This window comes from Lysobacter sp. Hz25 (assembly GCF_046097045.1).
In the GTDB taxonomy this organism is placed as follows: Bacteria; Pseudomonadota; Gammaproteobacteria; order Xanthomonadales; family Xanthomonadaceae; genus Lysobacter; species Lysobacter antibioticus_B.
In genome coordinates this window covers 2,419,815-2,436,630 of record NZ_CP175666.1, presented here as the reverse complement: position 1 = coordinate 2,436,630, position 16,816 = coordinate 2,419,815, and the positions used below count along the sequence as shown (strand labels likewise).

At 68.6% G+C, this 16,816-nt stretch carries 2 protein-coding genes and 1 pseudogene; all 3 read right to left on the bottom strand.

Annotation, left to right across the window (positions count from 1 at the left end; genetic code table 11):
- Positions 1–86: 86 nt before the first annotated feature.
- Positions 87–6,650: pseudogene (locus ACKN61_RS10220) on the bottom strand (amino acid adenylation domain-containing protein); the annotation flags it as partial.
- Positions 6,651–6,715: 65 nt separating this feature from the next.
- The gene (locus ACKN61_RS10215; protein WP_408953366.1) at positions 6,716–10,102 is read right to left on the bottom strand and encodes an amino acid adenylation domain-containing protein; all 3,387 of its coding nucleotides are present in this window, start codon (positions 10,100–10,102) and stop codon (positions 6,716–6,718) included.
- Complete coding sequence (locus ACKN61_RS10210; RefSeq protein ID WP_408953365.1) at positions 10,092–16,751, bottom strand: amino acid adenylation domain-containing protein; 6,660 nt, start codon at positions 16,749–16,751, stop codon at positions 10,092–10,094. The genes ACKN61_RS10215 and ACKN61_RS10210 overlap by 11 nt, the downstream gene beginning before the upstream one ends.
- Positions 16,752–16,816: the final 65 nt, after the last annotated feature.

Below are 16,816 nucleotides of genomic sequence, written 5' to 3'. Positions count from 1 at the left end.
AGGAAGACCTCGACCTGCAAGGCCTTGATCGCATCGGCCAGCACCGACAGCAGCGGACGTTCGAACAAATCCCGCAACGGCACTTCCACATGGAACTGCTCGCGCACCCGGATCGCCAATTGCATGATCAGCAGCGAGTGACCGCCGAGCTCGAAGAAGTGGTCGTGGCGGCCGACCCGCTCAATCCCGAGCAAGTCCTGCCAGATCGCAGCCAGGGTCTGTTCGACCTCGCCTTCCGGCGCTTCGTACTCGCGGCTCGCCAATGCCGATTGGTCCAGCGACGGCAGCGCCTTGCGGTCGAGCTTGCCGTTCGGGTTCAAGGGCAGTGCGTCGAGCACGACGAAGGCGCTGGGGATCATGTACTCGGCCAGATCGCGCGCCAGCGCTTCGCGCAGGTTGGTCGCCGAGATCTCGGCGCCCTGCTCCGCCACCACGTAGGCGACCAGGCGCTTGTCGCCGCTGTCGTCTTCGCGTGCGATCACCACCGCTTCGCGCACCCCGTCGCAGGCGGCCAGGCGCGCTTCGATCTCGCCCAGCTCGATGCGGAAACCGCGAATCTTGACCTGGAAATCGTTGCGGCCCAGATACTCGATGCTGCCGTCGGCGCGCCAGCGGCCGAGGTCGCCGGTCTTGTACATGCGCGCATCGGCTTCGGTCGAGAACGGGTCGCGCAGGAAACGTTCGGCGGTCAGCTCCGGGCGATCCAGATAGCCGCGTGCGACCTGCACGCCGCCCAGGAACAATTCGCCGGGCACGCCGACCGGCACCGGTTCGCCGCGCGCGTCGAGCAAATACACCGGCGTATTCGCAATCGGACGGCCGATATTCGGCCCACCGACCGCGTCGCGGATGCTGCCGATGGTGGCGTCGACCGTGCACTCGGTCGGGCCGTACATATTGTGGAAGTGGATGCTCGGCGACGCTTTGAGCTTGTCCCACATCGCCTTGCCGATCGGCTCGCCGCCGAGCAGCACGCTGGTCGGCTGATGGCCCGGCTTGCCGATCAGGCCGGCCGCCAGCAATACCTCCAACTGCGAGGGCGTGCTGTCGAAGGCATCGATGCGGTAACGGTCGATGAAGTCCAGCATCGCCGGGCCGTTGGCGCGGATCGACTGCGGGATGAGCACCAGGGCGTGGCCTGACAACAGTTGCAGGATGCCCTTCAAGGACATGTCGAACGAGAACGCCGCGTTGAGCGCGACGCGCGACGGCTTGGTCAGTTCGCGATGGGTGGTTTCGCCCATCACCCGCCAGAAGTTCACCGCCGAGCGGTGCTCGACCATCACCCCCTTGGGCTGGCCGGTCGAACCGGAGGTGTAGATCACGTAGGCCAAACTACGCGGTGTCAGCCCTTCGATGCTCGGGTTGCTTTCGCTGTAAGTCGCCAACGACTCGTCGTCGAGCACCAGCACCGGCAGCGGCGACGTTTCCAGCATCGGCATTGCCGCACGCAAGGCCGATTGGGTCAGCAAAGCGATCGGCCGGCTGTCTTCGAGCATGTAGGCGAGGCGCTCGATCGGATAGCTCGGGTCCAGCGGCACGTAGCCAGCGCCGGCCTTGAGCACACCGAGCAGGCCCACGATCATCGCCACGCTGCGCTCGGTGCAGATCGCCACCCGGTCGTCGGGTTTGACGCCGAGCGCGATCAAACGATGCGCGACTTGGTTGGCGCGGCGATTGAGTTCGGCGTAGCTCAGGACTTCGTCTTCGACCAAGAGTGCGTCCGAATCCGGCACCGAAGCCGCCTGCGCCTCGAACAGCACATGAATCGTGCGGTCGTGCACCGCATCCGCGCGCAGATCGTTGAACTCGCGCAGCACCTGCTCGCGCTCCGCGCCCGGCAGGATCGGCAGGCTCAGCAGCGAGGTCTCGCCGCCGGTTTCGAGCGCGGCGATCAAGGATTCCATCGCGGTCTGCATGTAGCGGACCACGCGCGGGCCGTCGATGCCGGCCACCGACAACAGGGTCAGGCCGAAGCCTTCGCCGCGGTCCTCCACCGACAGGGTCAGCGGATAGTTGTTGCGGGCGTCGCCGCCGATCAAACGCATGCCTTCCCAGGCCGCATCGGCGTCGCGAGTGTCGCCCTGGCGCACTTCGCGGCGGTTGCGATAGTTCAACAAGGCGGTGAACAGCGGCAACGGCGGCAGGATCGCGCTGCACTGCTGGGCCAACGCCAGCGAAGCCTGTTCGCGCTCCAGCAGCTCGCCGAGGAAGCCATAGGTGTCGCGCACGGCTTGGCCGACGTTGCGTCCGGCCAGGCCGACCCGCACCGGCAAGGTATTGAGGAACATCCCGACCACCTGGTCGGCGCCTTCCGAGCCCTGCATGCGGCCCGACAGCACGGTGCCGAACACGACGTCGTCGCGGCCGCTGCACTGGCCGAGCACGCGCGCCCAGGCCAGATGGAACAGCACCGACGGCGTCACCCCCCAGTGGCGCGCGGTTTCGCGCACGCGCACGGCGAAGGCATCGGCGAACTCGACTCGCGATTCGTTGGCGCGGGCGCCGTCGACCTGCACGTCGAGCACGCCGAACGGTGCGGTCGGCTCGTCGACGTCGCCGAACTGCTCGCGGAACCAGGCTTCATGGCGCTGTTCCGGCGCGGCCACGGTGCGGGCGATGAAATTGCGGTACGGCATCGGCGCAGGCAACAGCGCGCCCTGCCCCTGCAGCAACAGCTCGGCTTCCTTGAGCATGAGCTGCTTGGAGTAGTTGTCCTCGACGATGTGGTGGGTCAGCAGGGCCAGCAGCCATTCGCCCGACTCGGCGTCGAAAGCGATCTGCGCGGCCATCACCGGCGCCCGGGTCAGGTCGAGACGGATGCGGTTGGTGTCGCTGTGCGCCAACAACTGCGGCAAGGCCGCCTCGCCCGCGGCCAGCGCCACTTCGCTGACCGGTAGCGGCGCGCGCCGCTGCACCACTTGCACCGGTTGCGGCAAGCCGTCCCAGTGCACGGCGCTGCGCAGGATGTCGTGGCGGTCGATCACTTGCTGCAGGGCGCCGAGGAAACGATCCAGACGCTCGCGGCCGTCGAAGGCCACTACCGAGCGCAGCAGATAGGTGTCGCCCTGGCTCTGGTTCTCGAGCAGGTGGTGGAACAGGATGCCCTTCTGCAGCGGCGCCAACGGGTAGATGTCCTGAACGTTGCCTACGCCGCCCGGGACCGCGGCGACGATGGCGTCGATCTGCGCCTGTTCCAGCGCCACCAGCGGCAACAGCTCCGGGGTGATGGCGACGGTATCGGCGCCGATGCGGTTGACCGGCACCGTAGCCTCGTCCGGCGTGTTGGCAGCGTCCGCGCGCGCTGCGAGCACGCTCAGGGTCGGCGCGGCGAACACGCTGCGCACGTCGACCGACAGGCCGTGCTGGCGCAAGCGTTCGATCAGGCCGATCAACAGCAGCGAGTGGCCGCCGAGTTCGAAGAAATGATCGTGGCGGCCGACCCGTTCCAGGCCCAGCAGTTCCTGCCAGGCCTGGGCGATGACGCGCTCGGTCTCGCCCTGCGGCGCCTCGAAGCTCCGGCTCGATACCGAGGCCTGGTCCGGCGCCGGCAGCGCCTTGCGGTCGAGCTTGCCGTTCGCGGTCAGCGGCAGGGCCTGCAGGCGCACGAAGGCGCTCGGGATCATGTACTCGGCCAGCTCGCGCGCCAGCGCCTCGCGCAGTTCGGCCGCGCTCGGCTCGGCGCCGTCGGCGGCGATGAAATACGCCACCAGGCGCTTGTCGCCCGGCTGGTCTTCGCGCGCGATCACCACCGCCTCGGCGATGCCGGTGCAAGCGGCCAGCTTGGCTTCGATTTCGCCCAGTTCGATGCGGAACCCGCGGATCTTGACCTGGAAGTCGTTGCGGCCGAGGTATTCGAGATCGCCGTCGGGCAGCCAGCGGCCAAGGTCGCCGGTCTTGTACAGCCGCGCCTGCGGCGAGGCCGAGAACGGATCGCGCAGGAAGCGCTCGGCGCTGAGTTCGGCGCGGTTGAGATAACCGCGGGCGACGCCGTCGCCGCCGACGTACAACTCGCCGGCCACGCCGACCGGCACGGGCTGCAACTGACCGTCGAGTACGTACAGCTGAAGGTCCGGGATCGCGCAACCGATCACGCTGCCGCGGGCCTGGCGCACGTCCTCGGCGCGGATGCGCCGGTAGCTCGCGTGCACGGTGATCTCGGTGATGCCGTACATGTTGATCAACTGCGTGCGTTCGCAGTCGTTGCGTTCGATCCACGGCGCCAGGGTATGCAGCTCCAGCGCTTCGCCGCCGAAGATCACCGCGCGCAAGGCATGCGACCGATCGCTGCGCGCCTGCGCCGCGATCAGCGCACGGAACGCGCTCGGGGTCTGGTTGAGCACGGTCACGCCTTGCTCGGCGAGCAGTTCGTAGAACTCGGCCGGGGTGCGCGCGCACAGCTCCGGCACCACCACCAGGCGGCCGCCGTGGAACAGCGCGCCCCAGATTTCCCAGACCGAGAAGTCGAAGGCGAACGAGTGGAACAGGGTCCAGACGTCGTCGCGGCCGAACTCGAACCACGGCCGGGTCGCCGCGAACAGGCGCACGACGTGGCCGTGTTCGACCATCACGCCCTTGGGTTGGCCGGTCGAGCCGGAGGTGTAGATCACATAGGCCAAATGACCCGGATCGACCGCCAACGCCGGATCGTGCACGGGTCGGTCGGCAAGCGAGCCGTCGTCGAGCACCAGCAACGGCGCATTCGTTTCGCCGAGCAAGGGCAACTCATCGCGCAGGGCGGCCGAGGTCAGCACCGCCACCGGCGCGCTGTCGCCGAGCATGTAGCTCAGGCGGTCGGCCGGGTACACCGGGTCCAGCGGCACGTAGCCGGCGCCGGCCTTGAGGATGCCCAGCACGCCGACCAGCATGTCGAAACCGCGCCCGATACAGATCGCGACGCGATCGTCGGCGCGCACGCCGAGTTCGAGCAGGCGATGCGCGACCTGGTTGGCGCGACGGTTGAGTTCGCCATAGCTCAGGCTGGCACCATCGAAGCTCAGCGCGACGGCTTGCGGATCGCGCGCCGCCTGCGCCTCGAACAGGCCGTGGATGCTGTCGTCGCTGCGGTAGTCGCCACGCGCGGCGCCGAAGCCGCCGAGCACTTGCTCGCGCTCGGGCGCCGGCAACACCGGCAGGCCTCGCAATGCACGCTGCGGCTCGTGCGCGAGCGCATCGACCAGCGCACGCACCGCGGTTTCCAGGTAGGCCATCAGGCGCGGGCCGTCGATGCCCGGCACCGCCAGGGTCGACAGACCGAAGCCCTGGCCGCGGTCGTTGACCGACATCGTCAGCGGATAATTGGTGCGGTCCTCGCCGCCGATCCGGCGCATACCAGCCCAGACCCGCGCGGTGTCTTCCGACTCGGCGACGCTTTCCTGGTGGCTGTGGCGGTAGTTGAGCAAGGTGGTGAACAACGGCGTCGGTGCGCGCACGCCGCTGCAGCGCTGGGCCAGCGCCAGCGACGCCTGTTCGTGGGCCAGCAGCTCGCCGAGCGCACGGTAGGCCTCGCGGACCGCGTCGCCGACCTCGACTCCGGCCAGCGCCACCCGCATCGGCAAGGTGTTGATGAACATGCCGACCACGTTCTCGGCGACGTCGGCGCCCTGCAGGCGGCCGGACAACACGGTGCCGAACACGACCTCGTCGCGGCCGCAGCATTGGCCCAGGACCTGCGCCCAGGCCACGTGGAACAGCACCGCCGGGGTCACGCCGTGATTGCGCGCGGCTTCGCGGATCGCCGCGGCCAGCGCATCGTCGAATTCGACCCGCGCTTCGGCGACGGCGGCGCCGTCGCCCTGCACGTCGAGCACACCGAACGGCGCGGTGGCCTCGTCGATGTGGCCGAGTTGCGCACGGAAATAGGCCTCGTGCTCGGCATCGCCGACGGCGCGGGTGCGGGCGATGAAATTGCGGTACGGCAACGGCGCCGGCAACAAGGCGCCCTGCCCCTGCAGCAGCAGATGGATCTCGCCGAGGATCAGCTCCATGGTCACGTGGTCGCAGACCATGTGGTGGTTGAGCAGGGCCAGCAGCCATTCGCCGCTGTCGCCATCGAACACGATCTGCGCGGCCAGGTTCGGCGCGCGTTGCAGGTCGATGCGATGGCGGCGCGGATCGGTGCGCCGCAGCAGACAGTCCATCGCGGTCTCACCGGCGTCCGGGGTCAGTTCTGTCAGCGGCAACGGCGCGCGGCGATGCACCACCTGCACCGGCTCGGTCAGGCCCTGCCAGCGCACCGCGCTACGCAGGATGTCGTGGCGATCGATCACCGCCTGCAGCGCGCCGAGAAAGGCGTCGAGGCGGTCGCGCGCGGCGAAGGCCACGATCGAACGCAGCAGGTAGGTGTCGCCGCCGTCCTCGCCTTCGAGCAGATGATGGAACAGGATGCCTTCCTGCAACGGCGCCAGCGGATAGATGTCCTGGATATTGGCCACGCCGCCGGGCACGGCGGCGACGATGCCGTCGATCTGCTCCTGGCTCAAGCTCACCAGCGGCAACATCTGCGGAGTGATCTTCGCCGATGCCTCGCGGGCGCCGCCGACCAGGTCGACGCCGTCCTCGACCGCCATCGCCAGCAGCGCCGGCTTGTGCAGTTTCAGCTGCTCCAGCAGTTCCGGGCCCATCGCGCCGCGCGGCGCGCGGATCGACAATTCGCCTTGCTTGACCAGCACGGCGACGCCGAGATCGCGCAATCGGGCCAGCAGTTCGTCGAGACTCATACTTGGAATTCCTCGGTGTCCGCGTCCGCGCCGGAGGCGGCGAACGCGTCGGGGATCAGATTGGCCGGCACCTGGTAGGCGTCGGAAGCGGCGCCGGCGACCGGCACCAGGCGCTGCGCGAGTTCGCTCAGACTCGGCGCGGTGAACACCGCGCCGATGTCGGCGTTGTAGCCGCGCTGGCGCAGGCGTTCGATCAGCACCATCGCCAGCAGCGAGTGGCCGCCGAGGGCGAAGAACTGGTCGTGGCGGCCGACCCGCTCGATCCCGAGCAGGCTTTGCCAGACTTCGGCGACCGCGAGTTCGGCCTCTCCCTGCGGCGCTTCGAAGGCGCGCGCGGCCACCGCCGAGGCGTCCGGCGACGGCAGCGCGGCGCGGTCGAGCTTGCCGTTCGCGGTCAGCGGCCAAGCCTCGACCACCACGAAGGCGCTCGGCAGCATGTATTCGGCCAGCTCGCGCGCCAGCGCTTCGCGCAGTTCACCCGGCTGTGGCACGGCGCCGCTCTCGGCCAGGACGTAGGCGACCAGGCGTTGATCGCCGGGGCTGTCTTCGCGGGCGATCACGATCGCCTCGGCGACGCCGGCGCAGGCGGCGAGCCGGGTCTCGATCTCGCCGAGTTCGATGCGGAAGCCGCGGATCTTGACCTGGAAATCGTTGCGGCCCAGGTATTCGAGTTCGCCGTCGGGGCGCCAGCGCGCGAGGTCGCCGGTTCGGTACATGCGTGCGCCGACGACACCCGCGAACGGGTCGTCGAGGAAACGCTCGGCGCTCAGCTCGGGGCGGCCGAGATAGCCGCGCGCGACCTGCACGCCGCCGATATGCACTTCGCCGGCCACGCCGACCGGCACCGGTGCGCCGAGGCGGTCGAGCAGATAGATGCGGGTATTGGCGATCGGCCGGCCGATCGGCACCGCGTCGGCGGTGGACGGCGCTTCGCCGGCCTCGCTGACGTAGACCGTGCAGCCGACCACGGTTTCGGTCGGGCCGTATTCGTTGATCACCACCGAGGCCGGCAGCACGCGTTCGCGGAAACGCTGCAGGCCGCGACGGGTCAGCTGCTCACCGCCGACCACCAGCACATGTGCGGTCGTGGACGCCGGCGCGGCGGCAAGATTGGACAGAGCGTCCAGATGCGCCGGTGTCAGCTTGAACAACCACGGCTGCGCGTGGCCGGCGTAGTCGAACAACTGCGCCAGGCAGACCTGCGCTTGTTCGGCCAACAGCACCACCGGCTTGCCGGCCAGCCACGGCGTCAACAAGCTGGTCACGGTGGCGTCGAAGCCGAACGGCGTCGCCACCAACGCGCCCTGCACCGCCTCGCCGAGGTATTCGCGCCGGGCGTGTTCGAGATAATTCACCAGACCCTGGTGATGCACCTTCACGCCCTTGGGGCGCCCGGTCGAACCCGAGGTGTAGATGACGTAGGCCAGATGCGCCGGCGTCAACGCGGCGACTTGCGGCGCGTCTTCGGCACCGTCCGACCACTGGCTTTCGTCGAGGGCGAGCAGGCCCGCCGCGGGCGCCAAGGCCTCGACACGGCTACGCAGTGCCGGCGACACCAGCACCGCGACCGGTGCGCTGTCGCCGAGCATATAGGCCAGACGCTCGTCGGGATAAGTCGGTTCCAGCGGCACGTAGCCGGCGCCGGCCTTGAGCGTGGCGAGCAAGCCGATCGCCATCGCCACGCTGCGTTCGGAGCAGATCGCCACGCGGTCGTCGGGTTTGACGCCGAGCGCGATCAAGCGGTGCGCCAGTCGATTGGCGCGGCGCTCGAGTTCGGCGTAGCTGAGCCGGGTCTCGCCGCAGATCAGCGCGACCGCCTCGGGCGTGCGCGCGGCCTGCGCTTCGAACAGCTGGTGCGCGCAGCGGTCCTGCGAATAGGCCGCGACGGTGTCGTTGCAGGTCTTCAGCAGACGCTCGCGTTCGGCCGCATCGAGCAAGGGCAGACGCGCGACGGTGACGCTGTCGTCCGCCGTCATCGCTTCGAGCAGGCTCAGCAGATGCCCGGCGTAGCGCTGCATGGTGGCGCGATCGAACAGATCGGTGGCGTAAGCGAAGCTGGCTTCGAGCCCGTCGCCGGTGTCGTTGACCGCCAGTTCCAGGTCGAAATGCGCGGTCTGGCGCGGCGTGTCGATCGCCGACAGTTCCAGTTCCGGCAGGCTCAACACGCCGCCGGCGGCGGTGTTGTTGAACGCCAGCATGGTCTGGAAGATCGGGCTGTGGCTGAGCGAACGCTGCGGCTGCAGCGCCTCGACCACCTGCTCGAACGGCAGGTCCTGGTGGGCATAGGCGTCGAGCGTGGTCGCCTTGATCCGTTGCAGCAGCTCGGCCGTGCTCGGCTCGCCCTGCAGGTCGACGCGCAACGCCAGGGTGTTGAGGAACAAGCCGATCAGCGGCTCCAGCTCGCTGCGGCGACGGTTCGCGACCGAGGTGCCGATGACGACTTCGTCCTGGCCGCTGAGGCGCGACAACAGGGTCGCCCAGGCCGCGAGCAAGGTCATGAACAAGGTGGTGCCGTGGCGTTGCGACAGTGCGCGCAGGCTCGCGGTCAACGCCGCCGGGATCTGCAGGTCGAAGCGGTCGCCGGCATAACTCTGCGCCGCCGGGCGCGGCCGGTCGGTCGGCAGTTCCAACAGAGCCGGCGCGCCGCTCAGGCGTTCGCGCCAGAACTCGATTTCCTGCTGCAGAGTCTCGCCCTGCAGCCACTGCCGCTGCCATGCGGCGTAATCGGCGTACTGGATCGCCAACGGCGGCAGCGGATCGGCCTGGCCCTGGCTGAAAGCGGTATACAGCGCGGTGACTTCCTTGACCAGCACGCCAAGCGACCAGCCGTCGGAGACGATGTGGTGCTGGGTGACCAGCAGCACATGCTCGTCGTCGGCCAGGCGCAACAGGCGCCCGCGCACCAGCGGGCCGGCGGCGAGGTCGAACAAGGCATGCGCCTCGGCGAGACCGCGTTCGGCCACCGCCGCTTCGCGCGCATCGGCGGACAAGCCGCTCAGGTCTTCTTCGACCAGGTCGAAACCGCGCTCGGCCGGGTCGATCGCCTGCACCGGAGTGCCGTCGACGCTGACGAACCGGGTACGCAGGTTCTCATGGCGCACGACCAGGCGATCGAGCGTGGCCTTGAGCGCATCGCGATCGAGGCGCCCGCGCAGACGCAGCGCCACCGGCATGTGGTAAGCGGCGCTGGCGGCGTGGTCGAGGCGGTCGAGGAACCACATGCGCTGCTGCGCCCACGACAACGGCAGGGTCGCAGCGCGATCGGCCCGCTGCATCGGCGGCGTGACCACCGTCTCGCGGCGCGCGCCTTCGCGCTTGCGCAACTGCTGCAGGGCCACGGCGCGCCGCAGCTGCTCCAACTTAAGGCTTTGCTCATCGTTCATCGACGGCGTCCTCCGACAACAGGGCTAACAACTCGCTCTCGCTCAGTTCGCCGAGCGACTGCTCGATGTCGGCGACGTCGCTCTCGGCGAAGGATTCGATCTGCGCCGACACCACCAGCCCGGCGAGGAAGGACAAGGTCGGCTGCTCGAACAGGGTGCGCAGCGGGATCTCGACTTCGAAGCGCTCACGCACCCGGATCGCCAGCTGCATGATCAGTAGCGAATGGCCACCGAGCTCGAAGAAGTGGTCGTGACGCCCCACCCGCTCGATCCCGAGCAGGTCCTGCCAGATCTCGGCCAGGGTCTGCTCGACTTCGCCGAGCGGCGCTTCGTACTCGCGGCTGGCGAGCGCGGACTGGTCCGGCGACGGCAAGGCCTTGCGGTCGAGCTTGCCGTTCGGATTCAAGGGCAAGGCGTCCAGGGCGACGAACGCGCCGGGAATCATGTACTCAGCCAGGTCGCGCGCCAGCGCTTCGCGCAGGTTCGTCACCGAGATCTCGGTGCCCTGCTCCGCCACCACGTAGGCGACCAGGCGCTTGTCGCCGCTGTCTTCCTCACGTGCGATCACCACCGCTTCGCGCACGCCGTCGCAGGCGGTCAGGCGCGCTTCGATTTCGCCCAGCTCGATGCGGAAACCGCGAATCTTGACCTGGAAATCGTTGCGGCCCAGATACTCGATGCTGCCGTCGGCGCGCCAGCGGCCGAGGTCGCCGGTCTTGTACATGCGCGCATCGGCTTCGGTCGAGAACGGGTCGCGCAGGAAACGTTCGGCGGTCAGCTCCGGGCGATCCAGATAGCCGCGTGCGACCTGCACGCCGCCCAGGAACAATTCGCCGGGCACGCCGACCGGCACCGGTTCGCCGCGCGCGTCGAGCAAATACACCGGCGTATTCGCAATCGGACGGCCGATATTCGGCCCACCGACCGCGTCGCGGATGCTGCCGATGGTGGCGTCGACCGTGCACTCGGTCGGGCCGTACATATTGTGGAAGTGGATGCTCGGCGACGCTTTGAGCTTGTCCCACATCGCCCGGCCGATCGGCTCACCGCCGAGCAGCACGCTGGTCGGCTGATGGCCCGGCTTGCCGATCAGGCCAGCCGCCAGCAATACCTCCAACTGCGAAGGCGTGCTGTCGAAGGCATCGATGCGGTAGCGGTCGATGAACTCCAGCATCGCCGGGCCGTTGGCGCGGATCGACTGCGGGATCAGCACCAGGGCGTGGCCCGACAGCAGTTGCAGGATGCCCTTCAAGGACATGTCGAACGAGAACGCCGCATTGAGCGCGGCACGCGACGGCTTCGTCAGCTCGCGATGGGTGGTCTCGCCCATCACCCGCCAGAAGTTCACCGCCGAACGATGTTCGACCATCACCCCCTTGGGCTGGCCGGTCGAACCGGAGGTGTAGATCACGTAGGCCAGATTGCGCGGGGTCAGGCCTTCGACACTCGAATTGCTTTCGCTAAAGCTCGCCAGGGATTCGTCGTCGAGCACCACCAGCGGCAGTGGCGACGTTTCCAGCATCGGCATTGCCGCACGCAAGGCCGACTGGGTCAGCAAAGCGATCGGACGGCTGTCGTCCAGCATGTAGGCCAGGCGCTCGATCGGATAGCTCGGGTCCAGCGGCACGTAAGCGGCGCCGGCCTTGAGCACGCCTAACACGCCGACGATCATCGCCACGCTGCGCTCGGTGCAGATCGCCACCCGGTCGTCGGGTTTGACGCCGAGCGCGATCAAGCGGTGCGCGACCCGGTTGGCGCGGCGGTTCAGTTCGGCGTAGCTCAGGACTTCGTCTTCGACCAACAGCGCTTCGGCATCCGGAGTGGAAGCCGCCTGCGCCTCGAACTGCGCATGAATCGTGCGGTCGTGCATCGCATCCGCGCGCAGATCATTGAACTCGCCCAGCACCTGCTCGCGTTCCGACACCGGCAGGATCGGCAACGCCTGCAACGGCGTGTCGCCGCCGGTTTCGAGCGCGGCGATCAAGGACTCCATCGCGGTCTGCATGTAGCGGACCACGCGCGGGCCGTCGATGCCCGGCACCGACAGCGCGGTCAGGCCGAAGCCCTGGCCGAGGTCCTCGACCGACATGGTCAGCGGATAGTTGTTGCGGGTGTCGTCCTTGAGCACGTACACGCCGTCCCAGGCCTCGGCCATGGCCTGTTCCTCGGCGGCGTTGCCGGGCTCGTGGCTGTGGCGATAGTTGAGCAAGGCGGTGAACAGCGGCAACGGCGGCGCGATCGCGCTGCACCGCTGGGCCAGGGCCAGCGAGGCCTGCTCGTGGGCCAGCAGTTCGCTGAGCCGGCGGTGGGTGTCGCGCACCGCCTCGGCCACGGCTTCGCCGCCGACCGGGATGCGGATCGGCAAGGTGTTGAGGAACATGCCGACCACCTGGTCGGCGCCTTCCGAACCTTGCAAGCGGCCCGACAGCACCGTGCCGAACACCACTTCGTCGCGGCCGCTGCAGCGCGCCAGCACTTGCGCCCAGGCGACGTGGAACAGCACCGCCGGGGTCACCCCGCGCTCGCGCGCGAGCTCGCGGATGCGCCGCGCCAACGCATCGTCGAACACGATCCGGGCTTCGCGCGCCTGCTCGCCGCTGCTCTGCACGTCGAGCACGCCGAACGGCGCGGTCGGTTCGTCGACATGGCCGAGCTGCTCGCGGAACCAGGCCTCGTGCTCGGCTTCGGGCACGGCGCGGGTGGCGGCGATGAAATTGCGGTACGGCAGGCTCGCCGGCAGCGCGTCGCCGCGCCCCTGCAGCAACGCCAGGATCTCCGACAGGATCAGCGCCATGGCGACGTGGTCGCCGCTGACGTGGTGGCGCAGCAGCGCCAGCAGCCATTCGCCGCTGTCCGGGTCCTGGGCGCGAAAGGCGGCCAGGATCGGTGCGCGCTGCAGGTCCAGGCGCATGCGGCGCGGGTCGGTGTGGGCAAGCAACTGCGGCAAGGCCGGCGAATCGGCCGACAGCGCGGCCTCGTGCAGAGGCAACGGCGCCTGCCGGTACACCACCTGCACCGGCTGCGGCAGGCCCTGCCAGATCACCGCGCTGCGCAGGATGTCGTGGCGGTCGATGACTTGCTGCAAGGCCGCCAGGAAAGCTTCCATGCGCTCGCGGCCGTCGAAACCGAGCACGGTGCGCAGCAGATAGGTATCGCCGCCGCTGTCGTTCTCGAGCATGTGGTGGAACAGGATGCCTTCCTGCAACGGCGCCAGCGGGTAGATGTCCTGGACGTTGCCGGCGCCGCCGGGCACGGTGGCGACGATGGCGTCGATCTCGGCCTGGCTCAGCGTCACCAGCGGCAGCAGCTCGGGAGTGATCGCGGTGGTGCCGGCGACGATCAGGTTCGGCGCGACCTCCGCTGCCGGCGCTTCGGCTTCGCCGGCGATCTTGCCGGCCAGCACGCTCAGCACCGGAGTGGTGAACACGGTGCGCACGTCGACGTTGAGGCCGCACTGGCGCAGGCGTTCGATCAGGCTGATGACCAGCAGCGAATGCCCGCCCAGTTCGAAGAAATGGTCGTGGCGGCCGACCCGCTCGATCCCGAGCAGGTCCTGCCAGACCCCGGCGATGGCCTGTTCGGTCTCGCCTTGCGGCGCTTCGTATTCGCGGCTCGCCAGCGCGGACTGATCCGGAGACGGCAAAGCCTTGCGATCCAGCTTGCCGTTCGGGGTCAACGGCAACGACTCCAAGGCGACGAATGCACTCGGGATCATGTACTCGGCCAAGTCGCGGGCCAGCGCTTCACGCAGGTTCGTCACCGAGATCTCGGCGCCCTGCTCCGCCACCACGTACGCAACCAAGCGCTTGTCGCCGCTGTCTTCCTCACGCGCGATCACCACCGCTTCGCGCACGCCGTCGCAGGCGGTCAGGCGCGCTTCGATTTCGCCCAGCTCGATGCGGAAACCGCGAATCTTGACCTGGAAATCGTTGCGGCCCAGATACTCGATGCTGCCGTCGGCGCGCCAGCGGCCGAGGTCGCCGGTCTTGTACATGCGCGCATCGGCTTCGGTCGAGAACGGATCGCGCAGGAAACGCTCGGCAGTCAGCTCCGGGCGGTCCAGGTAACCGCGCGCGACCTGCACGCCGCCCAGGAACAATTCGCCCGGCACGCCGACCGGCACCGGCTCGCCGCGCGCATCGAGCAAATACACCGGTGTATTCGCAATCGGTCGACCGATGTTCGGGCCGCCGACCGAGTCTCGGATGCTGCCGATGGTGGCGTCGACCGTGCACTCGGTCGGGCCGTACATATTGTGGAAGTGGATGCTCGGCGACGCTTTGAGCTTGTCCCACATCGCCTTACCGATCGGCTCGCCGCCGAGCAACACGCTGGTCGGCTGATGGCCCGGCTTGCCGATCAGGCCGGCCGCCAGCAACACCTCCAACTGCGAGGGCGTGCTGTCGAAGGCATCGATGCGGTAGCGGTCGATGAAGTCCAGCATCGCCGGGCCGTTGGCGCGGATCGACTGCGGGATCAGCACCAGCGCATGGCCCGACAACAGTTGCAGGATGCCCTTCAAGGACATGTCGAACGAGAACGCGGCATTGAGCGCGACACGCGACGGCTTGGTCAGTTCGCGATGAGTGGTCTCGCCCATGACCCGCCAGAAGTTCACCGCCGAGCGGTGCTCGACCATCACGCCCTTGGGCTGGCCGGTCGAACCGGAGGTGTAGATCACATAGGCCAGGTTGCGCGGTGTCAGGCCTTCGACGCTAGGATTGCTTTCGCTATAGCTCGCCAGCGACTCGTCGTCGAGCACCACCAGCGGCAGCGGCGACGATTCCAGCATCGGCATCGCTGCGCGCAGCGCCGACTGGGTCAGCAAAGCGATCGGGCGGCTGTCCTCCAGCATGTAGGCCAGGCGCTCGCTCGGATAGCTCGGGTCCAACGGCACGTACGCCGCCCCAGCCTTGAGCACACCCAGCAAGCCCACGATCATCGCCACGCTGCGCTCGGTGCAGATCGCCACCCGATCGTCGGGCTTGACGCCGAGCGCGATCAAGCGGTGCGCAACCCGGTTGGCGCGGCGGTTCAGTTCGGCGTAGCTCAGCACCTCGTCTTCGACCAACAGCGCCTCGGCATCCGGCGTGGAAGCCGCCTGCGCCTCGAACTGCGCATGAATCGTGCGGTCGTGCAGCGCATCGGCGCGCAGATCGTTGAACCCGCGCAGCACCTGCTCGCGCTCGGTCGCGCTCAACAAGCTCAGCTCGCCGACCTTGCGCGCATCGCCGCCGACCATGCCCTGCAACAGCGCGATCCATTGCCGCACCATGCGCTCGGCGGTGGCGCGATCGAACAGGTCGCTGGAATATTCCAGCTCGCCGCTGAGGTCGTCGCCGGCATCGCCAAGCAGCAGGCGCAGGTCGAAATGCGCCTTGGCGTTGGTCGCCGGCACCGCGCTCAGTTCCAGACCGGGCAACGCCAGGCTGCCGCTGTCGGGGGTGTTGTCGAGGGTCAGCATCACCTGGAACAAGGGGCTGTGGCCGAGGCTGCGCTCCGGCGCCAGCGCCTCGACCACTTGCTCGAACGGCAGTTCCTGATGGGCATAGGCGCCGAGCGTGGTGGTCTTGACCTGCGCCAATAGTTGGCTGACGGTCGGGTCGTCGCGCAGGTCGACGCGCAGTGCCAGGGTGTTGATGAACAGACCGATCAAGGGTTCGAGTTCGGTGCGGGCGCGATTGGCCACCGGCGTGCCGATCACCACCTCGTCCTGACCGCTCAAGCGCGACATCAGCGCCGACCAACCGGCCAGCAGGGTCATGAACACGGTGGTGCCGTGACGCTGCGACAACGCGCGCAGTGCCGCGGTCAGCGCCGCCGGCAAGGCGACCGGGATGCGGTCGCCGGCATAGCTCTGCAGCGGCGGGCGCGGACGGTCGCCGGGCAGTTCCAGCAGGATCGGTGCGCCGCCGAGATGCGCCCGCCAGAAGTCGATGTGCTTCTGCAAGGCCTCGCCCTGCAGCCACTGGCGCTGCCACACCGCGTAGTCGGCGTACTGCACCGGCAGCGCCGGCAAGGGGTCGGCGCGGCCCTGAGTGAAAGCGGTGTAGAGCGCGCTGACTTCGCGCACCAGCACGCCCATCGACCAGCCGTCGGAAATGATGTGGTGCTGGGTCACCAGCAGCACGTGCTCGTCGTCGCCGACGCGCAGCAGGCGGCCGCGGATCAGCGGGCCGGCGGCGAGATCGAACGCGGCCAAGGCCTCGTCGCGGCCGATCCGGGTGGCCTCGGCTTCGCGCTCGGCCGGCGCCAATGCGCGCAGGTCGTGATCGACCAGGACGAAACCGATCTGTTCCGGCGCGATCTCCTGCCGCGCCGAACCGTCGACGCCGACGAAGCGGGTGCGCAGGTTTTCGTGGCGGGCGACGATGCGGTCGAGCGCCGACTGCAAGGCCAGGCGATCGAGCCGGCCCTTCAGGCGCAACGCCGCCGGCACGTGATAGGCCTCGCCGGCCGCCTGGTCGAGCCGGTCGAGGAACCACATGCGCTGCTGCGCCCACGACAACGGCAGTTCGCCGTCGCGATCGGCGCGCGCGATCGGCCGCGCGCCGTCGGGCTGCGCGGCCGGGGTCGCCGACTTGTTGAGCCGACGCCGCAGCAGTTCCAGTTTCAGCAGCTCGATGTCCGCCGACGATTCCTTAGACATCCCGCATCTCCATCGCTAGTTGTTCCATGGTGTGTCGTCCCCTTGCCGCCGCGCGGTCGCGGCGG